Origin of the sequence: Microbacterium horticulturae, assembly GCF_029094505.1 — a bacterium.
Taxonomy (GTDB): domain Bacteria; phylum Actinomycetota; class Actinomycetes; order Actinomycetales; family Microbacteriaceae; genus Microbacterium; species Microbacterium horticulturae.
The window spans coordinates 1,050,936-1,076,945 of record NZ_CP119108.1; the positions used below are offsets into that span (position 1 = coordinate 1,050,936).

The 26,010-nt window shown below is 69.0% G+C and carries 23 protein-coding genes; 16 read left to right on the forward strand and 7 right to left on the reverse strand.

The genetic code is table 11. From position 1 onward, the window contains the following. The first annotated feature begins 4 nt into the window (after nucleotides 1-4). The 3 genes from atpD to PU630_RS04900 are packed head-to-tail and all read left to right on the forward strand — an operon-like array spanning nucleotide 5 to nucleotide 2,471. Nucleotides 5-1,453: a F0F1 ATP synthase subunit beta gene (gene atpD, locus PU630_RS04890; protein WP_275279243.1), complete on the forward strand. Its 1,449-nt coding sequence runs from the start codon at nucleotides 5-7 to the stop codon at nucleotides 1,451-1,453. 2 nt (nucleotides 1,454-1,455) lie between these two features. After that, entirely contained in the window at nucleotides 1,456-1,716 is a 261-nt protein-coding gene (locus PU630_RS04895) for a F0F1 ATP synthase subunit epsilon (RefSeq protein WP_275279244.1), read from the forward strand. 5 nt (nucleotides 1,717-1,721) lie between these two features. Then, the gene (locus tag PU630_RS04900) at nucleotides 1,722-2,471 is read left to right on the forward strand and encodes a YaaA family protein (protein ID WP_275279245.1); all 750 of its coding nucleotides are present in this window, start codon (nucleotides 1,722-1,724) and stop codon (nucleotides 2,469-2,471) included. A gap of 72 nt (nucleotides 2,472-2,543) precedes the next feature. Here the strand turns inward: PU630_RS04900 and PU630_RS04905 are convergent, their stop codons facing one another. Further along, nucleotides 2,544-6,395, reverse strand: a complete 3,852-nt coding sequence (locus PU630_RS04905; RefSeq protein ID WP_275279246.1) for a S8 family serine peptidase — start codon at nucleotides 6,393-6,395, stop codon at nucleotides 2,544-2,546. 113 nt (nucleotides 6,396-6,508) lie between these two features. On the opposite strand from PU630_RS04905, the gene PU630_RS04910 reads away from it, so the two are divergent. Then, on the forward strand, nucleotides 6,509-7,465 hold the full coding sequence (locus PU630_RS04910; protein WP_275279247.1) for a transcriptional regulator TrmB: 957 nt from the start codon (nucleotides 6,509-6,511) through the stop codon (nucleotides 7,463-7,465). Nucleotides 7,466-7,468: 3 nt separating this feature from the next. Here PU630_RS04910 and PU630_RS04915 read toward each other — a convergent pair whose 3' ends face one another. Beyond that, entirely contained in the window at nucleotides 7,469-7,858 is a 390-nt protein-coding gene (locus tag PU630_RS04915; RefSeq protein ID WP_275279248.1) for a DUF4870 domain-containing protein, read from the reverse strand. 93 nt (nucleotides 7,859-7,951) lie between these two features. Here PU630_RS04915 and PU630_RS04920 point away from each other — a divergent pair, with 93 nt between their 5' ends. Next, nucleotides 7,952-8,926 (forward strand): aldo/keto reductase, encoded by a 975-nt coding sequence (locus tag PU630_RS04920; protein WP_275279249.1) that lies wholly within the window; start codon nucleotides 7,952-7,954, stop codon nucleotides 8,924-8,926. A gap of 12 nt (nucleotides 8,927-8,938) precedes the next feature. Here PU630_RS04920 and PU630_RS04925 read toward each other — a convergent pair whose 3' ends face one another. After that, on the reverse strand, nucleotides 8,939-9,538 hold the full coding sequence (locus tag PU630_RS04925; RefSeq protein WP_275280030.1) for a TetR/AcrR family transcriptional regulator: 600 nt from the start codon (nucleotides 9,536-9,538) through the stop codon (nucleotides 8,939-8,941). A gap of 58 nt (nucleotides 9,539-9,596) precedes the next feature. On the opposite strand from PU630_RS04925, the gene paaZ reads away from it, so the two are divergent. Then, complete coding sequence (paaZ, locus tag PU630_RS04930; RefSeq protein WP_275279250.1) at nucleotides 9,597-11,645, forward strand: phenylacetic acid degradation bifunctional protein PaaZ; 2,049 nt, start codon at nucleotides 9,597-9,599, stop codon at nucleotides 11,643-11,645. Nucleotides 11,646-11,705: 60 nt separating this feature from the next. Here paaZ and PU630_RS04935 read toward each other — a convergent pair whose 3' ends face one another. From PU630_RS04935 to paaI, 4 genes are all read right to left on the reverse strand, one after another. After that, entirely contained in the window at nucleotides 11,706-13,229 is a 1,524-nt protein-coding gene (locus tag PU630_RS04935; protein ID WP_275279251.1) for an HNH endonuclease signature motif containing protein, read from the reverse strand. 143 nt (nucleotides 13,230-13,372) lie between these two features. After that, entirely contained in the window at nucleotides 13,373-14,089 is a 717-nt protein-coding gene (locus PU630_RS04940) for a tyrosine-protein phosphatase (RefSeq protein ID WP_275279252.1), read from the reverse strand. A 305-nt stretch (nucleotides 14,090-14,394) separates the two neighbouring features. Continuing rightward, nucleotides 14,395-15,681, reverse strand: coding sequence for a phenylacetate--CoA ligase PaaK (gene paaK, locus PU630_RS04945; RefSeq protein WP_275279253.1), 1,287 nt, complete (start codon nucleotides 15,679-15,681; stop codon nucleotides 14,395-14,397). Further along, nucleotides 15,668-16,069, reverse strand: coding sequence for a hydroxyphenylacetyl-CoA thioesterase PaaI (paaI, locus tag PU630_RS04950; protein WP_275279254.1), 402 nt, complete (start codon nucleotides 16,067-16,069; stop codon nucleotides 15,668-15,670). The genes paaK and paaI overlap by 14 nt, the downstream gene beginning before the upstream one ends. A gap of 105 nt (nucleotides 16,070-16,174) precedes the next feature. Between paaI and paaA the strand changes: the two genes are divergently transcribed. The 10 genes from paaA to PU630_RS05000 all read left to right on the forward strand — a co-directional run bounded on the left by paaA (nucleotide 16,175) and on the right by PU630_RS05000 (nucleotide 26,006). Continuing rightward, complete coding sequence (gene paaA / locus PU630_RS04955) at nucleotides 16,175-17,128, forward strand: 1,2-phenylacetyl-CoA epoxidase subunit PaaA (RefSeq protein ID WP_275279255.1); 954 nt, start codon at nucleotides 16,175-16,177, stop codon at nucleotides 17,126-17,128. Beyond that, complete coding sequence (paaB, locus tag PU630_RS04960) at nucleotides 17,125-17,412, forward strand: 1,2-phenylacetyl-CoA epoxidase subunit PaaB (RefSeq protein ID WP_275279256.1); 288 nt, start codon at nucleotides 17,125-17,127, stop codon at nucleotides 17,410-17,412. The genes paaA and paaB overlap by 4 nt, the downstream gene beginning before the upstream one ends. Next, nucleotides 17,409-18,245 carry a 1,2-phenylacetyl-CoA epoxidase subunit PaaC gene (paaC, locus tag PU630_RS04965; protein ID WP_428981983.1) on the forward strand — a complete coding sequence of 279 codons (837 nt, stop codon included), beginning with the start codon at nucleotides 17,409-17,411 and terminating at the stop codon, nucleotides 18,243-18,245. Before paaB ends, paaC begins: the two co-directional genes overlap by 4 nt. Further along, the gene (gene paaD, locus PU630_RS04970) at nucleotides 18,239-18,802 is read left to right on the forward strand and encodes a 1,2-phenylacetyl-CoA epoxidase subunit PaaD (RefSeq protein ID WP_275279258.1); all 564 of its coding nucleotides are present in this window, start codon (nucleotides 18,239-18,241) and stop codon (nucleotides 18,800-18,802) included. Before paaC ends, paaD begins: the two co-directional genes overlap by 7 nt. After that, complete coding sequence (gene paaE, locus PU630_RS04975; RefSeq protein ID WP_275279259.1) at nucleotides 18,802-19,962, forward strand: 1,2-phenylacetyl-CoA epoxidase subunit PaaE; 1,161 nt, start codon at nucleotides 18,802-18,804, stop codon at nucleotides 19,960-19,962. Before paaD ends, paaE begins: the two co-directional genes overlap by 1 nt. A 10-nt stretch (nucleotides 19,963-19,972) precedes the next feature. Continuing rightward, nucleotides 19,973-20,743: an enoyl-CoA hydratase/isomerase family protein gene (locus PU630_RS04980; protein WP_275279260.1), complete on the forward strand. Its 771-nt coding sequence runs from the start codon at nucleotides 19,973-19,975 to the stop codon at nucleotides 20,741-20,743. A gap of 96 nt (nucleotides 20,744-20,839) precedes the next feature. Next, the gene (locus PU630_RS04985; RefSeq protein ID WP_275279261.1) at nucleotides 20,840-21,421 is read left to right on the forward strand and encodes a TetR/AcrR family transcriptional regulator; all 582 of its coding nucleotides are present in this window, start codon (nucleotides 20,840-20,842) and stop codon (nucleotides 21,419-21,421) included. Nucleotides 21,422-21,424: 3 nt separating this feature from the next. Then, the gene (locus PU630_RS04990) at nucleotides 21,425-23,149 is read left to right on the forward strand and encodes an ABC transporter ATP-binding protein (protein WP_275279262.1); all 1,725 of its coding nucleotides are present in this window, start codon (nucleotides 21,425-21,427) and stop codon (nucleotides 23,147-23,149) included. Further along, entirely contained in the window at nucleotides 23,149-25,149 is a 2,001-nt protein-coding gene (locus PU630_RS04995) for an ABC transporter ATP-binding protein (protein WP_275279263.1), read from the forward strand. Before PU630_RS04990 ends, PU630_RS04995 begins: the two co-directional genes overlap by 1 nt. Before the next feature lie 53 nt (nucleotides 25,150-25,202). Further along, nucleotides 25,203-26,006: a PP2C family protein-serine/threonine phosphatase gene (locus tag PU630_RS05000; RefSeq protein WP_275279264.1), complete on the forward strand. Its 804-nt coding sequence runs from the start codon at nucleotides 25,203-25,205 to the stop codon at nucleotides 26,004-26,006. Nucleotides 26,007-26,010 lie beyond the last annotated feature (4 nt).

Sequence of the window (26,010 nt, forward strand, 5' to 3'; positions counted from 1 at the left end):
AGCCATGAGCCTCACCGCACAGGAGACGCCGACGCAGGTCGCCGGCCGCGTCGCGCGCGTCACCGGTCCCGTGGTCGACATCGAGTTCCCGCACGATGCGATCCCCGACATCTACAACGCGCTGAAGACCACGATCACGATCGACGGGGAGTCGACCGAGATCACGCTCGAGGTCGCTCAGCACCTCGGCGATGACCTCGTCCGCGCTATCTCGCTGAAGCCGACCGACGGCATGGTCCGCGGCCAGGAGGTGCGCAACACCGGCGGTCCCATCACGGTTCCCGTCGGTGATGTCACCAAGGGCCACGTGTTCAACGTCACCGGCGACGTGCTCAACGCCGAGCCGGGCGAGAAGATCGAGATCACCGAGCGGTGGGGCATCCACCGCAAGGCGCCGAGCTTCGACCAGCTCGAGTCGAAGACCACGATGTTCGAGACCGGCATCAAGGTCATCGACCTGCTCACCCCGTACGTGCAGGGTGGAAAGATCGGCCTCTTCGGTGGTGCGGGCGTCGGCAAGACCGTCCTCATCCAGGAGATGATCCAGCGTGTCGCGCAGGACCACGGTGGCGTCTCGGTGTTCGCTGGCGTCGGCGAGCGCACCCGTGAGGGCAACGACCTCATCAGCGAGATGGAAGAGGCGGGTGTCTTCGACAAGACCGCCCTTGTGTTCGGCCAGATGGACGAGCCCCCGGGGACGCGTCTGCGCGTCGCCCTCTCGGCCCTGACGATGGCGGAGTACTTCCGCGATGTGCAGAAGCAGGACGTGCTGCTGTTCATCGACAACATCTTCCGCTTCACGCAGGCCGGCTCCGAGGTCTCGACGCTGCTGGGCCGCATGCCCTCCGCGGTGGGCTACCAGCCGAACCTCGCCGACGAGATGGGTGTGCTCCAGGAGCGCATCACGTCGACGCGCGGCCACTCGATCACCTCGCTGCAGGCGATCTACGTGCCCGCCGACGACTACACCGACCCGGCCCCGGCCACGACGTTCGCCCACCTGGACGCCACGACCGAGCTCTCGCGTGAGATCGCGTCGAAGGGTCTGTACCCGGCCGTCGACCCGCTGACCTCGACGAGCCGCATCCTCGACCCGCGTTACATCGGTGAGGACCACTACCGCGTCGCCACCGCCGTGAAGCAGATCCTGCAGAAGAACAAGGAGCTGCAGGAGATCATCGCGATCCTCGGTGTCGACGAGCTGAGTGAAGAGGACAAGATCGTCGTCGCCCGCGCGCGCCGCATCCAGCAGTTCCTCTCGCAGAACACCTACATGGCCAAGAAGTTCACGGGTGTCGAGGGCTCCACGGTTCCGATCAAGGAGACCATCGAGTCCTTCGACGCGATCGTGAAGGGCGAGTTCGACCACGTGGCCGAGCAGGCGTTCTTCAACGTCGGCGGCATCTCGGATGTCGAGGCCAAGTGGGCGCAGATCCAGAAGGAGAACGGCTGATCATGCCCCTGCAGGTCAACCTCGTTTCGGCGGAGGAAGAGGTCTGGTCGGGCGAGGCGTCCCTCGTCATCGCCAAGACCGTCGAAGGCGAGATCGGTTTCATGGCGGGCCACGAGCCTGTGCTGGCCATCCTCGCCGAGGGCCGTGTGCGCATCACCGGCACCGACGGTGTCAAGATCGAGGCCGAAGCCAAGGACGGGTTCATCTCCGTCGAAAGCGACACGGTGACCATCGTCGCAGGTCTCGCCGCACTCGTGGCCTGACCCGCGTGCTGATTCTGCTGCCGCCCTCCGAGACCAAGCGTCCCGGAGGGCGGCGCTCTGCATTGCACCTCGACGCCCTGGCGCTGCCGCAGCTGGCCCCACAGCGCACGCAGGTGATCGACGCGCTGGTGGCCCTGGCCGCGGATGAGGACGAGTCGGCGCGCGTGCTGAAGCTGTCGGCCCGCCAGCGCGGCGACATCGCGCATAATGCGGCGCTGCGCACAGCCGAGACGCTGCCGGCCGTCGATCGGTACACCGGGGTGCTGTACGACGCGCTGGGAGCGGAGACGATGGATGCCGCGGCCCGCCGCTGGATCGGCGGTCACGTGTTCATCCACTCCGCCCCGTTCGGCCCGGTCGGCGCGCTCGATGCGATCCCCGCCTACCGGCTCGCCGCGGGCACGACCCTGCCCGGACTGCCGCCGCTGCGACGCATCTGGGCCGACGCGGTGACGGCGGCTCTGGCTGAGGCCGCGCCGACGTTCGTGCTCGATCTGCGGTCCGAGGCTTACGCGGCGCTCGGCCCTGTGCCGGCCCATGTGCCCCAGGCGTATCTGCGCGTGGTCGCCGAGGGCCCCGACGGCGCCCGCCGCGCCCTGAACCACTTCAACAAGCATGCGAAGGGTGACCTCGTGCGGCGCCTGGCGACCGAGCGACCGCGCATCGGTTCGGTCGCGGGTCTGCGCCGGTGGGCGGATGCCGCCGGCGTGACTCTGCGCCACGGCAAGCCGGGCGAGCTCGACCTCGTGGTGTGACACCTTCCCGCGACAGACGGGCGGCCCCGGGAAGGAATCCTTCCCGGGGCCGCCCGCTGCTGTGTCTTCGCGTCAGTGCGTGGAGTGGCCGTGGCCCCCTGACGCGGAGATCTGGAACGCGTGCGTGATCTCCTGCTCGAAGGTGTTGCCCGCGGCATCCTTCGCCGTCACCTTCAGGTCGACCCAGCCGGCGTGTGCCGTCGGCAGATCGGCCGTGTACGAGGCGACGTAGGCGCGGCCGGTCGAGAACATCCCGTCCGCCTCACCCGGGCCGGAGGTGTCGCGCGACCGCAGCTTCAGTTTCACGGTCTGCCACTTTCCGCCGTCGATGCGCACCTGGGTGGTGGCGCCCGTCACCTTCGCCGAACCCGTGGCGCCGGCGATGTGTCCGACCTCGACGGTCAGCGACGCGCTCTTCGAGCCGTGCCGGCCGTGCGAGTTCTGATCGACCGTGTAGTACCCCTGCAGCAGCGGCAGGATGTGCTGGTCGTAATTCGACGCATCGGTGGTCGCCGTCGCCGTCCACTCGGTGTGCGTGGCCGTCGACGCGTCACCGGTCAACGAGCCGTCCTGCGTGGCATCGTTGACGATCTTCAGGCTGTGCGTGCCGTCGGGCAGGCCGTACGCGTACAGCGCCTGCTGGTCGGTCGATCCGAGATCGGTGCCGTCCACGGTGACGTCGAGCTTCTGGGATTCGTGACGCACCAGGGCGTACGTGTTCGCCGAACCGGTGCGGTCGGCTGTGACGCCGTCCGCCCACGAGGGGATGTTCACCGTCACGCCGTCGCCGCTCGTGTACGGCGCCCAGTAGCCCGGGCCCACGTACGGCCGCACGATCCCGTCGAAGTACGAGGTCGCCGTGCGCTGACCGGGCTTGTAGGTGTGCTTCACGTCGCGCACCTGCCACTCGGTGTCGACGATCTCGGGCTCCTGCAGCCATTCGACGTCGTGCGTGCTGACCCACTCGGTGCGGGTCATGCCGCGCGGCACGGCGAGCGGGAACCCGGTGCCGTACTGCACGCCGGGCACGAAGTCGTACCGGTACTCGCCGACCGTCTGCTTCTGGTCGCCCGCGTACGTCGTCTCGACGCGTGCCAGTCGACCGGGACGGTACGTCTGGTTCGCGGCGATGGCGCCGTCCTGGAACCGTGAGATGTCCCAGATCTCCGGAGAATTCGGGATGCCGGTGCCCGAGATCTGCACACGGTGGCGCGCCATCTCGGCCAGGAGAGCACGACCCTGCACGCCGCTGATCTGTGCGACGGGCATCTTCGTGTTCGCGGTGAAGTCTGCCGATCCCGCCCACTCGCTGAACTCGCCGTCGGCGTCGTCGACGACGATCAGCAGCTTCGCACCGGCGGCCAGGGCGTTGGCGGCCCGGTCGCTGGACGAGACCGCGGCGGAGCGCGTGACGACGGCGACCTTGCCCTTCACGTCGACCGCGGCGAAGGCGTCGGCCGAACCGTCACCCGCGTCGACGGCGGTCGCGTGCAGCCTTCCGTCGAGAGCGGTCGAGCCTGCCGCGACGATGAGGTCGAGGTTCCGGTGGCCTGCCTTCAGCGTGAGCGTCGGGTGCTGCAGGCGCCAGCGCACGGACGCGCTGAAGTCCTGGTCGCCGTCGGCGGTCATCGACTGGGCGTAGAAGCCGTCCATCGTGACGGGCAGCTGGGCGCTGCCGGTGAACCCGTCGACGACGAAGTCCATGCGGTTGACGGTCGTCTGCAAGCCCTTCTCACCGATGTCGACCGACACCTTCTTCGCGGTGCGGGCGTCGAGGGCGACTGACGCGCCCTTGTCGGTGAGGCCGACCGACGGGTCGCCCACGAGCGCCTGGACGGTACTGTCGGCGCTCCGGTCGAGCGTCATGTACGACATGACGCTGTACGAGCCGGCCGGCAGACGCACGGTGGTCTCACCGGCCACGTCGATCGTCTGGTACGACTGGTTCGCGGCATCCCACAGCCACGCAGTGGTCTCGGTCGGCTCGCCGTCGAAGTCGGTGGCGGTCAGATGCAGGTTGTAACGCTCGGCCTCCGCGATGATGCCGACGGCCGTACGCGCTACCGCCGTGTCACCCACCGACGCCACCAGTGCGCCGGAGAGCTGGTGGCCCGCCTCGACGTCCGCCTGGTTCGCGCTGAGGGTCACGTCGCGGCTGGCGCCGGCGGGGATCGTCAGCGAGTCGTCGCTGAGTGTCACCACGTCGGCCGGGTCGGCGGCCGCCGCGCGCGTGCTCAGCGGGGTCACGCCACCGTCGGAGGACGGCGTGGTGTCCGACATCGACAGCTTCAGCGCAACGGTGACGTCTTCGCCACCCGTGTTCGTGTAGGTGACGGTGCGCTTCAGGGTGGCGGGTTCGTCGCCCCAGTGCAGCATCCCGAAATCGGCCGAACCCGAAGCGACGACGCCCGCGTCGATCGCGGTGGTGAGGTCGACGACGCCCACGCCCGCCTGGTACGGGCTCAGTCCGACGTCGCGCGATGAGCTGGTCAGCAGTGCGCGCAGCTGGTCGGCGGTGTAGTCGGGATGCTCCTGCTTGAGAATCGCGGCGGCGCCGGCGATGTGCGGCGTGGCCATCGACGTGCCGCTCATGCTCACGTAATAGCCCTCGCCCGCGCTCTGTGCCGAACGGGCCGCGGTGATGTTGTTGCCGGGACCGGCGATGTCGGGCTTCATCGCGCCCGAGAGGGTCAGCGGACCCTGGCTCGAGAACCACGACAGTGCGCCCGACGGGTCGTCGACCGATCCGACCGTGAGTGCGTCGGCTGCGGCGCCGGGGGCGCCGATGGTCTCGGGATTGGTCGCGTTGCCGGCGGCGACGACGAACAGTGCTCCGGTCGACTCGGAGATCTCGTCCAGCGCCTCGGACATGAGGTCGGTGCCGTCGCTCGCCGTCGTCGAGCCCAGGCTCATCGACACGATGGGCGCCTGCTCGGCGGCCCACTCCATGCCGGCGATGATCCACGAGTCCTGCCCGTAGCCGTCGTTGCCGAGCACCTTGCCGACGATGGCCTTGGCGCCGTCGGCGACGCCGCGGTACTTGCCGTCGCTGGCCGCTCCCGTGCCGACGATGGTCGAGGTGACATGCGTGCCGTGGCCCTCGGGGTCGCTGTCGACGGCTTCATCGGGCACGAAGCTCTTCGAGCCGGAGAGCACCTGGCCCTTCAGATCCGGGTGGGTGGCATCGTACCCGGTGTCGAGGACGGCCACGGTCACGCCCTCGCCGGTGTAGCCGGCGTCCCAGGCGTCGGGCGCGCCGATGTACGGCACCGAGGTGTCGAGCGAAGCCTTCACCTTGCCGTCGAGGTGGATGGCGGTGATGCCGTCGGCGAACGGCGCTGCCGCCGAACGGCTCTTCGACGCCGCGACGCTCGTGAGCGCATCCCACGTCTGTGCGGCCTTCGCGTGCGATGCGGTGGCCGCTTCGGCGCCGATGCTCGACAGCGTCCGCTGCACGGCCAGACCCGGTGCCGGCGCCGAGCGCGCCGCGCGTCCCGTCGTCTCGACGATGATCGGGGTGGCGTCGACGTGCGCGTTGTCGTAGCCGTCCTCGATGAGCAGGCTGACGTTGAAGAGATCGTCGTCGAGCACGCCCTTCGCGAGATACGACGCGGCGTCGTCGGGGATCACGTGCAGGTCGTCGCCGACCTGCAGCGTCTTGTAGCCGTCGCCGGGGTTGACGGTGTCGACGTCGACCGTATGGGTGCCGTCGGAGAGGTCGGTCACCGTCACGGTGTCGCCGGTGATGAGGGTCACGGTGTGTGAGGCCTGGGTGGCGGCGGGGGTCGACGTCGCGTCGTGCACGGTCGCCTGCGCCGGCAGGGCGGCGGCGCCGATGCCGCTCAGACCCAGCGCGACACCGCCGGCAGTGGCCAGCGCGGCCCGTGCACGCCGACGTGCGGGTCGGTCTTGTGGATGATCCATGAGAACCCTTTCCTGATTGGGGAGCGAGGCCCACGTTCCCATACCGCGCGGTATATCGTGGTGGCGAAGAAACGACATGGCCGTCATCCGCCAGACGGAGATCGGGAGGACGCATGCTCGACGCGATCGGGCTGGATGGCGATCACGTCACGCTGTATCGCCGTCTGCTCGAGGCCCCGTCGGCGGCCTTCGACGAACTCGCCCGGCTGGCAGCGCTCGACGAGGGCGTCGTGAGACGTCTGGTCGAAGATCTTGAAGACGCCGGTCTCGTGGCGCGCCAGGGTTCCGCGCCCGATCGGGTCGTGGCATCCCCGCCCTCTCTCGCCCTGCGCCCGTTGCTGCTGGAGAGCGAGCGGCGCCTCGCGGCCGCGCACGAGGCACTGGTGCACTTCAGCGAGCTGTATCGGCACGGCGCCGAGCAGCGGGCTGCGCCCGACGTGGTCGACGTCGTGGTGGGGCCGGATGCCGTCCGCCAGCGCCTCGCTCAGCTGCAGGCATCGGCGCTGGAGCGCGTGGACGTGTTCGTGCTCAGCGAGGTCGCACTGATGGCGTCGGCGGAGAACGTCGAGGAGGGGCGGGCACTGGAGCGCGGCGTGCGCTATCGGGTGATCATCGAGTCGGAGGTCGCGCAGCGCCCCGGCTTCATCGACGACGCCCACGCGACGATCGAGGCGGGGGAGGAGATCCGGGTGCTCCCGACGCTGCCCACGCGGCTGTTCCTCGTCGACGATGCGATCGCCCTGCTGCCGATGTACTCGCACGGGCCCGACCGCGTCAGCGGCGCGCTGCTGGTGCACCCGTCGGGGCTGCTCGATCTCGTGATCGCGATCTTCGGCGAGTACTGGGCGACGGCGCGGCCACTGCTCGGCTCGGACGAGCCGAGCGTGAGCGGGGCCGACCGCGACCTGCTGTCATTGCTCGTGCTGGGGATGACTGACTCTGCCGCGGCGTCGCAGCTCGGGATCTCGGTGCGCACCGTCCAGCGGCGCGTGGCCGAGCTGGCCGAGCGCGCGGGAGTGCTGTCGCGGTTCCAGCTGGGGGCCGAGGCCGTGCGACGCGGCTGGGTGTGAGCGCTACTTGATGAGGCGCAGGCTGATCGGGTACCGGTAGCCACCGCCGTTGTTGACGGCGATGCCGCCCATGATCGACCAGATGACATTGAGGACCCAGAGCGCGAACGCGAGAAGCCCCAGCACGAGCCCGATGACGCCGCCGAGGAAGGGGATCCAGCCGAAGAGGCCGCGTACGATGCTGATCGCGACCCAGACGATGGTCGCGGTGATCTGCCAGTTCAGGGCCTCTTTACCCTCCTGGTTCACGCGCGGCCCGCGGTCCTTCAGGACGAGCCAGATGATCAGCGACGGCAGAAACCCGACGATGCCGCCGATGTGCGCCCACATCGCGGCCTGCTTGTCGGACTCGGGCGACAGGGGAGGGGCGGGTTGGCCATACGGGTTCGTCATCGGGTGTCCTTCCGGGCGGGCGCACAGCGTGTGCCCACCCACGGTAGCGGTCGGGCGAGCTCGCGGGCAATCCGCGGCGGTAGCGTGGGGGACGTGACTGATGTGCAGCAGCGCCGCGTGGGCGCCTCCGGACTCCTCGTCTCCGCGGTCGGCCTCGGCTGCAACAACTTCGGCCGGTCGGGGACGGTGACCGAGACGCTCGAAGGCACGAAGGCGGTTCTGGATGCCGCGATCGACGCCGGCGTCACGTTCCTCGACACCGCAGACGGGTATGGCGCAGAACCGGGGCTCAGCGAAACGCTCATGGGCGAGGCGCTGAAGGGGCGGCGCGATGAGGTGGTGCTCGCGACGAAGTTCGGACACTCGGGGTCGAAATTCGACTACCCCGGCGCCAAGGGATCCCGGTCGTACGTGCGGCGGGCGGTCGAGGCATCCCTCCGTCGTCTGCAGACCGACTGGATCGACCTCTACCAGCTGCACACGCCCGACAACGAGACGCCCATGGAAGAGACCCTCGACGCGCTGGGCGACCTCGTGCGCGAGGGCAAGGTGCGCTACATCGGGCACTCGAACTTCTCGGGCTGGCAGATCGCCGAGGCGCACTTCGTGGCGCGCGAGCGGCATGCGGTGCCCTATGTGTCGGCGCAGAACGAATACAGCCTGCTGCGGCGCGGCTCCGAGCGCAACGTGCTGCGCGCCGTCGAGCGGTACGGGCTGGGCTTCTTCCCGTACTTCCCGCTGCAGAACGGGCTGCTCACCGGCAAGTTCACGCGCGCCGGCGGGCCCGACGACAGCCGCATCATGCGGCAGCGGCCGCACCTGTGGGAAGACGCGCCGTGGGATGCGCTCGATGCCTACCAGGCGTTCTGCGACGAGCGCGGCATCACGATGCTCGAGGCGACGTTCGGGTGGCTGCTGTCGCAGCCGGCGCTGTCGAGCGTGATCGCCGGGGCGACTCGGCCCGAGCAGGTGCGGGCGAACGCGGCCGCCGGCTCGGCGTGGACGCCTTCTGCGGACGACCTCGCGGCGATCGACGCGATCTTCCCGCCGGCGCCGACTGCGCCGTGAGGTAGGGGCTGCTCACCGCGTGCGCAGGCCGTCGAGCGCGACGGCGAGCACGTCGTCGGCGAGCTGATCGGCGCCCTCGGGGCCGGTGGGCCGATACCACTCGACGACCGAGTTGACCATGCCGAACACGAGGCGGGTGGCCACCGACGCGTCGATGTCAGCGCGCACCGAGCCTTCGTCCTGCGCGGCGCGTACCAGGGCCGTGACAGTCCGGTCGAAGGCGCGCCGGCGTGCGAGGGCCGCGCGCTCGGTGTCGCTGTTGCCGCGCACGCGCAGCAGCAGCGTCACGGCCGGCAGGCGTGCGGCCAGCACGCGCACGGCGCCGTGCAGCACGACGCCGAGCCTGTCGCTGGCGGTTCCGGTCGTGGCATCCCGCGTCTGCAGCACCGCTTCCAGACCCCCGAGGGCCTGCTCGAGGGCGAGCGAGAGAAGCTCTTCCTTCGACGAGAAGTGGTGGTAGAGCGCGGACTTGGTCAGACCCAACCGCTCGGCGAGCTGCGCGACCGAGGTCGCGTCGTATCCCTGCTCGATGAACAGTGCGACCGCGACCTGCAGAATCTGCTCGCGGTCGTAGCCGGGGCGCCCGCGCTTGGCCTGTTCGTGCTCCACCATCACCGGCCCAGTCTCCCACGTGTGGTCGATTTCCTGAACGATCGGTAAGGTATTCGGCATGGACACGATTCTGCCCAGCTTCGTCAACGGAGACTGGTGGATGCCGCAATCCGGCGTCGACGCGACCGTCGTGCGCGACGCATCGACGGGCGCGGAGGTGGTCGCCGTCTCCAGCGAGGGCATCGATCTCGCCGGGGCGCTGGACTACGCGCGCGATGTCGGGCGCCGGTCGCTGGGCGCGTTGACGTTCCACCAGCGCGCGCTGCTGCTCAAGCAGTTCGCGCAGGCGCTCACCGCGCGCAAAGACGAGCTGTACGAGCTTGCGAAGACGGCGGGCGCCACGGTCCGCGACTCGATGATCGACGTCGACGGCGGCATCGGCGTACTGTTCACCTACAGCTCGAAGGGGCGGCGCGAGCTGCCGAACGCCCGGGCGATCCTCGACGGGCCGCTCGAGCAGCTCTCGAAGGACGGCTCGTTCCTCGGCCGGCACGTGTACACCCGGCTGCCCGGTGTCGTGGTGCAGATCAACGCCTTCAACTTCCCGACCTGGGGTCCGCTTGAGAAGCTCGCGCCGGCGTTTCTCGCGGGACTTCCGACGATCATCAAGCCGGCCACGCCCACGGCGCACCTGACCGAGGCGTGGGTGCGCATCCTCGTCGAGTCGGGGCTGCTGCCAGAGGGTTCGGTGCAGCTGGTGTCGGGCGCGCTGCCGGGTGTGTTCGACCTGCTGCGACTGGGCGATGTCGTGGCCTTCACCGGATCGGCGTCGACCGCTGATGCGCTGCGCGCGCAGGTGCCGGCGGGGGTTCGGTTCTCGGCCGAGACCGACTCGATCAACGCCTCGGTGCTCGGGCCCGACGCGGCGCCGGGCACGCCGGTGTTCGACGCGTACATCCGCCAGCTGTTCATCGAGCTCACGGCGAAGGCCGGGCAGAAGTGTACGGCGATCCGGCGGGCAGTGGTGCCCGCGGCATCCATCCCCGCGGTCGTCTCCGCGCTGCGTGCCCGACTCGACGAGAAACTTGTGCTCGGCGATCCGCACGCGGAGGGCGTCACGATGGGGCCGCTGGTGTCGGTCGCGCAGCATGACGAAGTGATGTCGCACGCGCATCAACTGGTGAGCGCCGGCGGAGAGGTGCTGCTCGGATCGTTTTCGGTTCCCGACGTCGTGCGCGCCGACGGGACCACCGGGCCCGCGCCCGAGGGCGCATTCGCCGCACCGATGCTCATCGGGTTCGGCGCCGACGCGCCGGCGGCGGCGCACGAGGTCGAGGCGTTCGGGCCGGTGTCGACGGTCATCGGGTACTCGTCGCTCGATGAGGCCGCAGACCTGGTCAATCGTGGCGGCGGGATGCTGGTGACCAGCGTCGCGACCGATGATGAGGCCGTCGCGCGCGAGCTGTGGGAGCGCATAGCGCCGTACAGCGGACGGGTGCTGTTGCTGGACTCGGCCGACGCGCGCACGTCGACCGGGCACGGCTCGCCGGTGCCGCACCTCGTGCATGGCGGGCCGGGGCGTGCAGGTGGGGGAGAGGAACTCGGCGGCATCCGCGCCGTGAAGCACTTCCTGCAGCGCACCGCCGTGCAAGGCTCGCCCGACATGCTGACGGCGATCACCGGAGTGTGGCATCCCGGCGCCCGCGTCGTCGCGGACGGTGAGCATCCGTTCCGCAAGCCGCTGTCGCGGCTGCGCGTGGGAGATCGATTCGCGTCGGGGGAACGCGCGGTGACGCTCGACGACATCGAGACGTTCGCGCACTTCACCGGCGACACCTTCTACGCGCACATGGACGAGGAGGCCGCTGCGGCCAACCCGTTCTTCCCGGGGCGAGTCGCGCACGGGTATCTGCTCGTCTCGTTCGCAGCCGGGTTGTTCGTGGAGCCGGCGCCGGGGCCGGTGCTTGCGAACTACGGGCTGGAGGATCTGCGCTTCGTCACGCCGGTGTCGCCGGGCGACAGCATCCGCGTGGAGCTGACCGCCAAGCAGATCACGCCGCGCGAGACCGACGAGTACGGCGAGGTGCGGTGGGATGCGGTGATCCGCAACCAGGATGACGCTCTGGTCGCCTCGTACGACGTGCTCACGCTCGTCGCGAAGGAGTAAGTCGGAACGCCCTCACGTCGCCTTCGACAGTACGAGCGGTGTGGCAGGCGGCGCGCGGGGTCAGAACGGCGGCGGGTCGGGTGGATCAGGGGTCGTGTCGGTGAAGCGCACCATCGGCGCGGGGATGTCGACGTACACGCGCCCTGTCGGGCTCGTCCACTCGAGCACGCCATCGGCGAGCTGCCGCACCTTCCAACGAGTGTGGTGTTTGAGGATGTGGTGGCCTTTGCACAGGTGCTCGAGGTTGCATCGGCAGGTCGGTCCGCCGTCGCGATATCGGTCGGTGTGGTCGATCTCGCAGCGCCAGACCGGCTGACGGCAGCCGGGGAAGCGGCAATGCTCGTCGCGAGCGCCCAGAAGGCGCTTGAGGTGTTTGTTCGGATCGTGTCGATCCACACACAGCACGCCGCCGGAGTAAGGACTGGTGAACATTCGATCCCAATTGCGGACGGCACTGGCAAGTGAGCGTGCGGTGGCGGTGTCGACGGGCCCGGAGCCGACCAGCGTCGCCGAGGCGACGGTGTTGGGCTGGGTGGGGATGGGAACACGCCGGAATGCGTCGGGGATGTGCGGATCGGCGAGGATGTCGCCGTCTCCGCTCGTGGCCGCGCCGGTGGTGTCGATCGAGGGGTCGAGGAGTTTGGCGGGAACGATCACCTGCACGTGCGCGGCGATCTTCTCGAAGACATCGGCGGGTCCATGCCCCGTGGGCACCGACGTGAGCAGCATGTCGCTGAGCACGTCGGCCCGGATCTGGTCGAGCGAACGTTCATCACCCGGCGCTGTGCCGTGATCGCCGCCATCGGTGTCGGGGGAGTCGGTGTCGGCCTCTGTGTCGGCGCCAGACTCGCCGGAGGCATTGGATCCGGCATCCACGCTTTCGCCCACACCGTGTTGCACGGTCTTGGCCATCTGCGTGATCCGGTCGAAGATCGCGCGCGCGAGCGCGGCCGGAAGATCGGCGAACAACCGGGCCATGCCGTCATCGAGGTCGGTGATGCCGATGCGGCGGCGGCGCTTCGCGCGCGCGTGCCGCTCGTCGATCGAGTCGGGGTCGAGTCGGTCGGCGATCGACCGGCATGCGGCGCCGAGCCGACCGGCAGTGAGGTTCTCTGCCCGACTCAGCGACTCGGCCTCGAAGGCCGCGCGCACCGAACCGGCCGGGAGAGAGCTGCCGACATCGACGATGGTGCGTGCACGGACGCGATCGATCCGTCCTCCGCGCAGCGCCTCGTGTACCGCGGGAAAGTCTTGCACGAGGGCGGCGGCATCGCCCATCCGCGTCTGCATCGTGCGATCGGACACGCGCAGCGCGGCGGCGATCTCGGATGACAGTTCACGCCACGGCAACTGCTGGTCATCGTCGATTCCGCGGGCGGCCATCGTCTCCGCGACCACGTCGACCGCGGCCGAGAGCATCGATGCCTCGAGCGCCTGCAGCGCCGCGACCTGCTTCTGCACCTGGGTGAGCCCCTCGACGAGGGCGTCGACTGCGGGAAGATCGACGTTCGACGCGTCGGCGAGCCAGGCAAGGCGCCCGGCATCGGGTGCCTGCTCGAGGCCGCTTACCGGCTCTTCTTCCATGCCTCCATTATTACGCCCACCTCCGACATCTATCGAAGAAAGCTACGTATCCAGTGTTCCGATAGGCGGCATGCCGGCCGAAGCGCTGACGCATCGGCAACCCTCAGGGCGGCGACCTTAGTAGGTCAGTTCAGCAGCGCGCGTCACTCGGTGAGCAGCGCGCGCAGCGCCGCCCGCGTGACCAGCTCGATCTCGAGGCGGTCCATGATGCCGTCGACATCCTCGGCGAACGCGACGACGTGCGGGGTGACCTCGGCGAGGAACGCATCGGTCTCGTCACCCGTCCACCTCGCCTGCCGATCGTGCGTCGGTCCGCCGTGAGCGGCGGAGCCCGCCATGGCCCGCACCGCGAGCGAGTAGTCGGCGACGATCCCGCCGGCGGTCACACCGGCGTTCGCGAGCAGAAGCGTCGAGATCAGGCCGGTGCGGTCGCGGCCGGCGCTGCAGTGGAAGAGGATGCCGGGCTCGGCGCCCGCGATCGCCTCGAGGGTCGCACGCACGAGATGCGGGAGGATGCGCACATTGTGCGCCCAGTACTCGGGCGAGTCCAAGATCGGGAAGCAGGTCTCGATGAACTCGGTGTTCTGCTGGTCTTCGGTCGGCGCGAGCGTGATCGTGACATGCTCTGGTGTTCTTGCGGCGGGGTCTCCGTCGCGGGCGCCGACCTCGGCGTCGGTGCGCAGGTCGACGATCGACCGCAGACCCCAGGATGCGGCATCCCGCCACCCCTGCTCGGTGAGCAGCTCGCGGCGGGCCCCGCGGGCGAGGCGATTCGGGATCGTCGTCGCGCCGTCGACCGTGGGCAGGCCACCGAGGTCCCGGATGTTGCGGCCGCCGTGCCAGCTCAGTTCCCTGTGCATCGGGACATCTTACGAGGCGTGTCTGCGGGTCGACGTCGGGCGGCGTGTGCGAGGCAGCCGGTCGCTCCCGGGGATAAGGACACCCGGACGTTCGGTCCGCAAATAGGGGAGTCCGCCCACAGGCCGAGGTGACGGCCGTCGCCCTCACAACCGCATTGAATTTCCTGCTCACACAGGTGAGCGCGAGCGGACGTGCCCATCAGAGTGGCTGTGTGAACGGAAAGTTCACCACGTCTACGCGATGTGCCGCACTCCGGCGGCCCTCGAAGCAACGCATGCTCGTCTCGGCGCTCCGCGCCTCGCGCTCATCGCAGGTCGTACACGCGCTTGTACTTGCCCTCACTGCGCGGCAGGGTGCCGGGCTCTTCCAGCCGCACCTCGACGCTCGTGCCCAGATGCGCCTTCACGCGCCGCCGCAACACCTCGGTCGCCGCCTCGCAGACCTCGACAGACAGCGCCGGATCCCTTTCGATCCGCACCGTCATCGCGTCCAGCGCCCCGTGCTTCGACAGCTCCAACACGAAGTGCGGCGTGAGCGCCTCGATGCCCAGCACGAGCTCCTCGATCTGGGTCGGAAACAGATTCACCCCGCGCAGAATGATCATGTCGTCATCGCGTCCGGTGATCTTCTGGATGCGCCGCATCGACGGACGCGCGGTACCCGGCAGCAGACGCGTCAGATCACGCGTGCGATACCGGATCACCGGGAACGCCTCTTTCGTCAGCGAGGTGAACACCAGCTCGCCCGCCTCGCCGTCGGCCACCGGCTCACCCGACTCGGCATCGATCACCTCCGGTAAGAAGTGGTCCTCCCACACATGCGGACCGTCCTTGGTCTCGACGCACTCGTTCGCCACCCCCGGACCCATCACCTCGCTGAGCCCGTAGATGTCCACGGCATCGATGCCCAACCGCCGCTCGATCTCACCGCGCAGCTCGTTCGTCCACGGCTCCGCACCGAGCACGCCGATCCTCAACGACGTCGACCGGGGATCGATGCCGGCCTGCTCCATCGCATCCGCGATCGTCAGCAGATAGCTCGGCGTGCAGGTGATGACCTCCGGCTCGAAGTCGTGGATCAGCTGCACCTGCCGGGCCGTCTGCCCGCCCGACACCGGAATCACCGCCGCCCCCAGCAGCGCCGCCCCGTCGTGCAGCCCGAGACCGCCCGTGAACAGGCCATAGCCATACGCGTTGTGCACCTTCATCCCGGGCTTCACGCCCGATGCCCGCAACGACCGCGCCACCAGCTGCGCCCACCGATCCAGATCACCCTGTGTGTAGCCGACGACCGTGGGCCGGCCGGTCGTCCCCGACGACGCATGGATGCGCCGCACCTGCGACATCGGCACCGCGAACATGCCGAACGGATACGTGTCACGCAGATCGGCCTTCGTCGTGAACGGCAGCTTCCGCACGTCATCGAGCGACCGCACGTCGCCCGGCGCCACGCCCGCAGCGTCGAACTTCTGCCGATACAACGGCACGTTCTCGTACGCGTGATGCACCGTCCACTGCAGGCGCTGCAGCTGCAGCTCTTCCAGCTCGGCGCGCGACAGCCGCTCTTCGGGGTCGAGGTCATCCACCGGCATCCTCCTTCGCATCGAACAGCCGGTTCGTCGTCAGCGACCGCCCGCGAAACTCCGCGACGACGTCGCCCGTCTCATCGCTCACCGTCACGTCGTACAGGCCGTTGCGCCCGCTCACCGCCCGCCGCACCGCCGTCGCCGTCAGCGTCTGCCCCTCGACGGTCGACTTGAAGAACGTGATGTCTGCACCCGCCGCCACCGTCACGCGCTCGTCCTCGTTGCATGCCATCGCGAACGCCGTGTCGGCCAGCGCGAACACGAACCCACCATGCGTGATCGCGAATCCGTTGAGCATGTCATCGCGCACCCGCATCGACACGACAGCCTTGCCCGGCTCATCGGACACGACGCGCAGACCGAGAGCTGCAGCGGCGCGATCGTTCCTGATCATCGGCCGAATCACGGCATCCGACATCGTCCCTCCCGCACCCTTGCGTCGGCACGAGTATGGCATAATTACTGAACGAGCGGTAGGTAATTACGCGAGGAGTCGACGATGACCACGGTGACAAGCACCGATGACGAACAGCGCGCGTTCGATGCACTGATCGACGCGGACGCGCGCATCGAGCCGCGCGACGGGATGCCCGACGACTACCGAAAGACGCTGATCCGGCAGATGTCGCAGCACGCGCACTCCGAGATCATCGGCATGCAGCCCGAGGGCAACTGGATCACGCGCGCTCCGAGCCTGCAGCGCAAGGCGATCCTGATGGCGAAGGTGCAGGATGAGGCGGGCCACGGCCTCTACCTGTACTCGGCGACGCAGACGCTCGGGATCACCCGCGACGAGATGACCGAGCAGCTCATCGAAGGGCGTGCGAAATACTCCTCGATCTTCAATTACCCGACCCCGACCTGGGCAGACATGGGCGCGATCGGCTGGCTCGTCGACGGCGCCGCGATCGTCAACCAGGTGCCGCTGTGTCGCTGCTCGTACGGCCCCTACGCCCGTGCGATGGTGCGCATCTGCAAGGAGGAGTCGTTCCACCAGCGTCAGGGGTTCGAGATCCTGCTCACGCTCATGCAGGGCACCGACGCGCAGAAGCAGATGGCGCAGGACGCCGTGGACCGCTGGTACTGGCCGAGCCTCATGATGTTCGGCCCGCCCGACGACGAGTCGCCCAACTCCGCGCGCTCGATGGCCTGGAAGATCAAGCGCTTCTCGAACGACGAGCTGCGCCAGCGCTTCGTCGGCATGCTCGTGCCGCAGGCCGAGGTGCTCGGCGTCACACTGCCCGATCCGAACCTGCGCTGGAACGACGACACGCAGCAGTACGACATGAGCCCGATCGACTGGGACGAGTTCATGGCCGTGTTGAAGGGCCACGGCCCGATGAATGCCGTGCGCATCCAGACCCGCCGTGACGCGCATGAAGGCGGCGCCTGGGTCCGCGAAGCCGCCGCCGAATACGCCCGCAAGCAGCAGCAGAAGGAGCAGGCCGCATGACCGAAGAGACCTGGCCTCTCTGGGAGGTGTTCGTCCGCGCCGGTCGGGGACTGAGTCACGTGCACGTCGGCTCGCTGCACGCGCCCGACGCAGACATGGCCGTGCGCAACGCGCGCGACCTGTACACCCGGCGCGGCGAAGGCGTATCGATCTGGGTCGTGCCCTCCGACGCGATCACCGCCAGCGACCCCGACGCCAAGGGTGCGTTCTTCGAGAGCCCGGCCGGCAAGAACTTCCGCCATGCGACCTACTACACCGCCAGCGAGGGGGTGCCGCACCTGTGACCGACGCCCGCTCGCACGCCGTCCGCGCCGTGCACATCTCCGTCGACGAGGTCGAGCTCGCCGCCGAACTCGCCGGCGACGAGGGCCGCACCGCGACGCCCGACATCGCCGAATACGCGCTCTGGCTCGGCGATGACGCCCTGATCCTCGCCCAGCAGGTCGGCGCCTGGATCGCCCACGCGCCCGAACTCGAAGAAGACGTCGCGCTCGCCAACATCGCCCTCGATCTGCTCGGCCACGCGCGCAGCCTGCTGCGCTACGCCGGCACCGCCGACGGGCGCAGCGAAGACGACCTCGCGTACTTCCGCGATGAGCCCGACTTCCGTAGCGCATGGCTGTTCGAGCAGCCCAACGGCGACTTCGCGCACACTATCGGGCGCCAGCTCGCGGCATCCACGTATCTGTCCGTGCTGTACGAGCGACTGCAGCACTCGGGCGATCCGGTACTGGCCGCGGTCGCCGGCAAGGCCGTCAAGGAGGTCGCCTACCATCGGGATCACGCCGTGCAGTGGACGCTGCGGCTGGCCGGCGGCACCGACGAATCGCGCCGCCGCATGATCACGGCCATCGACGACATCTGGCCGTACGTCGATGAGCTGTTCCGCGACGAGCCGCTGATCGACAGGCTGGGGGATGCCGTGGTGCGGCCCTCGACGCTGCGGGCGCCGTTCGACGTGGCCGTCGCACCGGTGCTGGCCGAAGCCGAGCTCGAGGTGCCCACCCGCTTCACCGCGTCGGGCGGCGGGCGGAGGGGGGAGCACTTTCCGACGCTCGGGTATCTGCTCGCCGAGATGCAGGTGCTCGCCCGCGCACATCCGGGGGCGACATGGTGATGCGCGCCGTCCTGCCCACCCGTGCCGAAGCGCTCGAGGCCGTGCTCGGTCCCGCGCCCGTCGTCGTGCCCGCCGACGGCACGGACCTCGAACGCGCGCGGGCCGCGGCATCCACCGTCTGCGATCCCGAGCTGCCGGTGCTCTCGATCGCCGACCTCGGCGTGCTGCGAGACGTGCGCATCGACGAGGACGTCGTGACCGTCGTCGTGACCCCGACGTACTCGGGCTGCCCCATGATGCAGGTCATCGAGCGCGACATCGCACGCGCGGTGCGTGCCGCGGGGTTCGCCGACGTGCACGTGCGCACCGAGCTGTCGCCGGCCTGGACCACCGACTGGATCAGCGCCGAGGGGCGCCGACGGCTCGAGGAGTTCGGCATCGCCCCGCCCACGGGCACCCGGCCGCTCGGGCCGATTCAGGGCGGCCTGCACGTGCGCTGCCCGCACTGCCGCTCGCTGAACACCCGCGAGATCTCGCACTACGGCTCGACCGCGTGCAAGGCGCTGTACGCGTGCCGGTCCTGCGGTGAGCCGTTCGACTTCTTCAAGGACCATTGATGACGGATGCCACGGCCGCCGAACGCGTCGCCGACGCGTTCCTCACGTCCGCCGTCGGCGGCCCGCGCCGGCGCGCCGCGCGCTTCCACACGCTCACGGTCGCCGGCGTCCGCCCGCTCACCGACGATGCGATCGAGGTCACATTCGCCGTGCCCGACGAGTTGCGCGCCGACTACGAATACCTGGCCGGGCAGCACGTCGCCCTGCGCGCCCGGCTCGACGGACAAGAACTGCGCCGCTCGTACTCGCTGTGCCGACCTCCCGACGGCGGCGCGCTCAGCGTCGCGATCAAGCGCGACATCGGCGGACGGTTCTCGACCTGGGCGCAGACCGAGCTGCACCCCGGCGACACACTCGACGTCATGAGCCCGCAGGGCAGCTTCACCACGCGCCTCGACGACCTCGACGGCCGCCACCTCGTCGGCATCGCCGCCGGCAGCGGCATCACCCCGCTGATGGCCCTGGCCACCGCGGTGCTGTCGCGCTCGGCGACCTCGCGCTTCACCCTCGTCTACACGAACCGGTCGCGCAGCGACGTGATGTTCCTCGAGGACCTCGCCGATCTGAAGGATCGCTACCCGTCGCGGCTCGCTCTGCACCACGTGCTCTCGCGCGAGCAGCGTGCGGCGCCCCTGCTGTCGGGCCGCATCGACGAGCCGAAGCTGCGCACGATGCTCGACGTGCTCGTCCGTCCCGACACGGTCGACGAGTGGTTCCTGTGCGGACCGTTCGCGCTCGTGCAGCTGTGCGGCGACGTGCTCACCGACGTCGGCGTCGATCGCGCGCACATCCGCCACGAGCTGTTCACCACCGGCGAGCCGGGCGAAGCCACGCCGACCGGGCCGCGGCCGGTCGAGCCGGCACGCCCCGACGAGCACGTGCGCACCGTGCGCTTCACACTCGAGGGGCAGAGCGCGAGCGTCGACAGCCCCGACAGTGCGCACGAGACGATCCTCAACGCCGCCTTGCGCGTGCGGCCCGACGTGCCGTTCGCATGCGCCGGGGGAGTGTGCGGCACTTGCCGCGCGCGCCTGCTGGAGGGCGATGTGCGCATGACCGAGAACTACGCGCTCGAACCCGAAGAGCTCGAGCGCGGCTATATCCTGACCTGCCAATCCCATCCGACCACCGACACAGTCGTCGTCGACTACGACGTGTGAGGAGCATCCCGTGATCGACCTGAGCTACGCCGACGACGTCGCCGAGATAGTGCTGAACGCACCGGGCAAACGCAACGCGCTCGACGAGACCGCGCTGCACGAGCTGTCGCTCGCCTACGCCGACGCCGAGCAAGCGGGGGTGCGCGCCGTGCTGCTGCGCGGTGAGGGCCCCGCGTTCTGTGCGGGCCGCGACATCTCCGGCGTCGACCCGGCAAGCGACGACGTGCCCGGGTACCTCGACGGGCTGCTCGCTCCGCTCATGCGCCGTATAGCGATGTTCCCGGCGCCGACGTTCGCCGCCGCTCAGGGCGCGTGCCTGGGCGTGGGGCTCGGGCTGCTCATCGCCACCGACGTCGTCTACGTCGCCGACACCGCGAAGATCGGCTCGCCCTTCGCTGCTCTCGGTGCCCTGCTCGACTCCGGCGGCCACGCGCTGTTCACCGCGCGGCTCGGCGCCCATCGCACGCTCGACCTCGTCTACACCGGTCGGCTGATGTCGGGGGAGGAGGCAGTGAACGCCGGGCTGTTCTCGCGCGTGTTCCCGGCGGACGAGGTGCGGGATGCCGCATCCACCGCCGCCCGGACGGCAGCGCAGGGCCCGACCGCCGCGTTCGTCGCCAGCAAGCGACTCGTCGCCCGCGTGCGCGACGAGCGGCTGAGCCTGTGGGAGACCCTCGACGCCGAGGCGGCCGGGCAGACGGCGTTGTCGCACACCGCTGACTATCGTGAGGGGTTCGCGGCGTTCCACCAGAAGCGGCCGCCCGTCTTCCGCGGCTGCTGAGCTGCGCAGCCGTCGAGCTCTCTCGACCTCTGAGTTCGCTCAGGGCGCACATCTTCGTAGGTGCGGAGTGAGTGCTCACTCACTACACTCGAATCCGTGACATCCACCCGTGCCGAACCGATGGCGCCCGAAGACCGGCGGTCCATGATCGCCGAGCAGGCGGTACCGCTGTTCCTCGAACACGGCGCGGGGCTGACCACCCGGCAACTGGCCGAAGAGCTCGGCATCGCCGAGGGCACGATCTTCCGGGCCTTCGGCGACAAAGAAGCGCTCAAGCGCGCCGCCGTCGAGACGTTCTTCGCGCAGTCGCGTGCGCGGATGGAGGAGGGGATGGTCGATCCTTCGCTTCCGCTGGAAGAGAAGATCGTCGCCCTCGTGCGCGGCACCCGCATGTGGATGCGGAACATGATGCGGATGCTCTCGCTCGTGGACCGCGAAGAGATTCCCTCCTTCTTCAAAGGTCCGCGCGACGACGCCTACCGCACCGGGGTGGCGGCGATCTTCGCACCGAATGCCGACGAGCTGACCATCCCGCCCGACCGGCTCGGACCCATCGTGCGCATCGCGGGCATGGCGGCCAACGCCGCCGGGCTCGCCAACGACGCCGGACTGTCCGACGACGAGCTCGTCCACTTCATCCTGTACGGCATCGCGGGCCGACCCCGCGGAGAGGACTAGACCATGCTGGGCAGACTTCTGGCTCATTATCTGCGCCGCGGATGGCCGCTGATCATCGGCGTGCTCATCTTCCAGATCGCGCAGTCGCTGGCGTCGCTGTGGCTTCCGACGCTGCAGGCCGACATCATCGACGACGGCGTTCTCAAGGGCGACGTCGACTTCATCTGGCGCACCGGCGGTCTCATGCTCGTGATCAGCCTCGGCCAGATCATCTGCACGATCGTCGCCGTGTACTTCGGCTCGCGCCTGGCGATGGGCATGGGCCGCGACATCCGTGGCGACCTGTTCCATCGCGTCGTGCAGTTCTCGCAGCGCGAGGTGGGTCAGTTCGGCGCCCCTTCGCTGATCACCCGCAACACGAACGATGTGCAGCAGGTGCAGATGCTCGTGCAGATGTCGGCGACCATGATGGTGTCGGCGCCGATTCTGGCCATCGGCGGTGTCATCTTCGCGATCCGGCAGGATGTCGGGCTGTCATGGCTCATGGCGGTGTCGGTGCCGGTGCTGCTGATCATCGTCTCGCTCATCGTCGTGCGCATGGTGCCGGCATTCCGCGCCATGCAGAAGCGCATCGACCGCGTCAACCAGATCATGCGCGAGCAGCTGACCGGCATCCGCGTCGTGCGCGCGTTCGTGCGCGAACCGCAGGAGCACGCGCGCTTCACCCGCGCGAGCGAAGACGTCATGGAGTCGGCCGTGCGCGCCGGCAACCTGATGGCCATCATGTTCCCCGCCGTCACGGTCGTGCTGAACGTCTCGAGCGCCGCCGTCATCTGGTTCGGCGCGTTCCAGGTGCAGGACGGCAATGCGCAGATCGGCACGCTGTTCGCGTTCCTCACCTACATGATGCAGATCCTCATGGGCGTCATGATGGCCACGTTCATGTTCGTGATGATCCCGCGCGCTGCGGTCTGCGCCGGCCGCATCGGCGACGTGCTGCAGACCGAGCCATCGGTGGCCGCGCGCGCAGAGCTCGCCGCGCCGCCGGCGCCGATGGGCCGTGTCGAGTTCGATCACGTCGACTTCACCTACCCGGGTGCTGAAGACGCGGTGGTCACCGACGTGAGCTTCACCGTCGAACCCGGCACCACGACCGCTATCATCGGCTCGACCGGCTCGGGCAAGACCACGCTCGTGGGCCTGCTGCCGCGCTTGTTCGACGTGACCGGCGGCCGGGTGCTGCTTGACGGCGTCGATGTGCGCGACTACGACCCCGACGTGCTCTGGAAGCGCATCGGGCTGGTGCAGCAGCGGGCGTTCCTCTTCTCCGGGACCGTGGCATCCAACCTCCGCTACGGCGACGAGAGTGCGACCGACGACGAGCTGTGGGACGCGCTCGAGATCGCCCAGGCCAAGGGCTTCGTCGAAGAGATGCGGCTGGATGCTCCGATCGCCCAGGGCGGCACGAACGTCTCGGGCGGTCAGCGCCAGCGCCTGTCGATAGCGCGGGCGATCGTCCACAAACCGGCCGTGTACGTCTTCGACGACTCGTTCTCGGCCCTCGACCTGTCGACCGACGCCGCGCTGCGGCACGCGCTCGACGAGCGCCTGCCCGAGGCGACCCGGATCGTCGTCGCGCAGCGGGTCAGCAGCATCCAGCATGCCGATCAGATCATCGTGATCGACCACGGCCGCATCGTCGGCGTGGGCGCGCATGACGACCTCGTCGAGACATGCGAGACCTACCGCGAGATCGTCGAATCGCAGCTGACGGCGCAGGAGGCGTGATGAGCGACACCAAGACCACGCAGACCCAGACGGCCCCGCGGCGCGGCCCCGGCGGACCGGGCCGCGGCCCCGGCGCCGGCATGGGCGCACCCGTCCAGAAGGCGCAGAACTTCGGCCCCAGCGCGAAGCGGCTGCTCGGGATGCTGCGTCCCGACGCGCTCTCGCTGATCTTCGTCGTGCTGATGGGCGCGGTCAGCGTCGCCCTCAACGTCGTCGGTCCGAAGCTGCTCGGTCAGGCCACCAACGTCGTGGTCGCCGGCTTCATCTCGATGCAGTTCAAGGACGTCCCCGCGGGCGTCACGAAGGCGCAGATCATCGATCAGCTGCAGGCGAGCGGTCAGGGCCAGGTCGCCGACATGCTGCGCACCGTCGACTTCACGCCCGGAGCCGGCATCGACTTCGGTCGGCTGGGCGTCATCATCGGATCGGTGCTGGCGATCTACCTGATCTCCGCGGTCTTCATGTGGCTGCAGGGCCGCATCCTCAACATCGTCGTGCAGCGGGCCATGCACCGCATCCGCATGATGATCGAGGAGAAGGTGCACAAGCTGCCCCTGTCGTACTACGACCGCATGCAGCGCGGCGAACTGCTCAGCCGCGTGACCAACGACGTCGACAACATCGGTCAGACGCTGCAGCAGAGCATGTCGCAGGTGGTGATCTCGCTGCTGACCGTGGTCGGTGTGCTGGTGATGATGTTCTCGATCTCGTGGGTGCTCGCGATCATCGCCCTGGTCGCGATCCCGATCACGATCCTCGTGACGGTGCTGGTCGCCCGGCGCTCGCAGAAGCTGTTCATCGCGCAGTGGGCGGCCACCGGGGTACTCAACGCGCGCGTCGAGGAGACGTACTCCGGCCACGCCATCGTCAAGGTCTTCGGCCACCAGCGCGAGGTCGAATCCGGCTTCCGCGCCGAGAACGACGCGGTGTACCGGGCCAGCTTCGGCGCCCAGTTCGTCTCGGGTGTCATCATGCCCGCGATGATGTTCGTCGGAAACCTCGTCTACGTCGCCATCGCGGTGGTCGGCGGCATCCGTATCGCCAGCGGCCTCATCTCGGTCGGTGACGTGCAGGCGTTCATCCAGTACTCGCGTCAGTTCACTCAGCCGCTGAGCCAGCTGGGCTCGATGGCGAATCTGCTGCAGTCGGGCGTGGCCAGCGCCGAGCGGGTGTTCGAGCTGCTCGACGAGCCCGAAGAGACCCCCGACGCCGACCCGGGGGCCGCGGTCCCCGCCGATGCGAGCCATCTCGCGTTCGACGACGTCGCGTTCCAGTACCTGCCCGACAAGCCGCTCATCTCTGAGCTGTCGCTGTCGGCCAGCCCCGGCAGCACGGTGGCGATCGTGGGCCCGACCGGCGCCGGCAAGACGACGCTCGTGAACCTCATCATGCGCTTCTACGACGTCGACAGCGGCCGCATCACGCTCGACGGCGTCGACACCCGCACGATGACGCGAGCGGACCTGCGCGCACGCACCGGCATGGTGCTGCAGGACACGTGGCTGTTCGCCGGCACGATCCGCGAGAACATCGCCTACGGCCGCCCGGATGCCACCGAGGATGAGATCGTGGATGCCGCGACCGCCGCCTACGTGGACCGCTTCGTGCACGCACTGCCCGACGGGTACGACACGATGCTCGACGACGAGGCCACGAACCTCTCGGTGGAGGAGCGGCAGCTGGTCACGATCGCCCGGGCGTTCCTGGCCGACCCGCGCATTCTCATCCTCGACGAGGCCACCAGCTCGGTCGACACCCGCACCGAGCTGCTGATCCAGCGGGCGATGTCGAACCTGCGTGTCGACCGCACCTCGTTCGTGATCGCGCACCGGCTGTCGACGATCCGCGACGCCGACCTCATCCTCGTGATGGAGGACGGGCACATCGTCGAGCAGGGCGCTCATGATGAGCTGCTGGCCGCGCGCGGCGCGTACTGGCGCCTGTACAACGCGCAGTTCGAGGCTCCGGTGTTGGACACGGGCGTCGAAGCCGTCAATTAGTATGTGAGAACGTCGTCGACCGGCGGCGCCTTGCCAGCCAGGAAGGATCCGGCGTGCCCGACGTGCGCACACGAGAACACACGGTCACGCTGGCCGACGGAAGGCTCGAGGTCTCCTGGGCCGCCGCAACCGACGTCGGCAGACGGCGTGAGGTGAATCAAGACGCGGTGCTCGCCGAGTTCCCGCTGTTCGTCGTCGCCGACGGCATGGGCGGGCACATCGGCGGTGAGATCGCCTCGACGAGCGCCATCGACCGGCTGCGCCCGGTCGCAGAATCGGGGGCGGTCACGCCCAAGGCGCTCGAGAAGGCGCTCAGCCGGGCGGTGAAAGACATCGCCGCGCACCCCGAGGCGACCGACGACGGCACCGGGACGACGGTCACCGGCTTCTACTTCGACGCGGCAGCATCCGACCCGCACTGGGTGACGCTGAACATCGGCGACTCGCGCGTGTACCTGGTCCGTGACGGGCAGATCGTGCAGATCACGACCGACCACTCCGTCGTGCAAGAGCTCATCGCCGCGGGCCGGCTGAGCCCCGAAGAGGCCGAGAATCACCCGTACGGCAACGTCATCACCCGTGCTGTCGGGCCCAGCGACAGCGTCAAGCCCGACTACGTGCGGCTCGACCTCGTCGACGGCGATCGGTTCGTCGTCTGCTCCGACGGGCTGACCAAGGAGCTCACCGACTACGGCATCCAGCACTTCCTCTCCGAGCACGCCGATCCCGGCGAGGCCGTGTCGGAGATGATGGATGCCGCGCTTGAGAACGGCGGCCGCGACAACATCTCGGTCATCGTCGTGAACGTGGCGGCCAGCGGCGACCGTTACACCGGTTCCTCCCCAGACGAGGACTGACAGC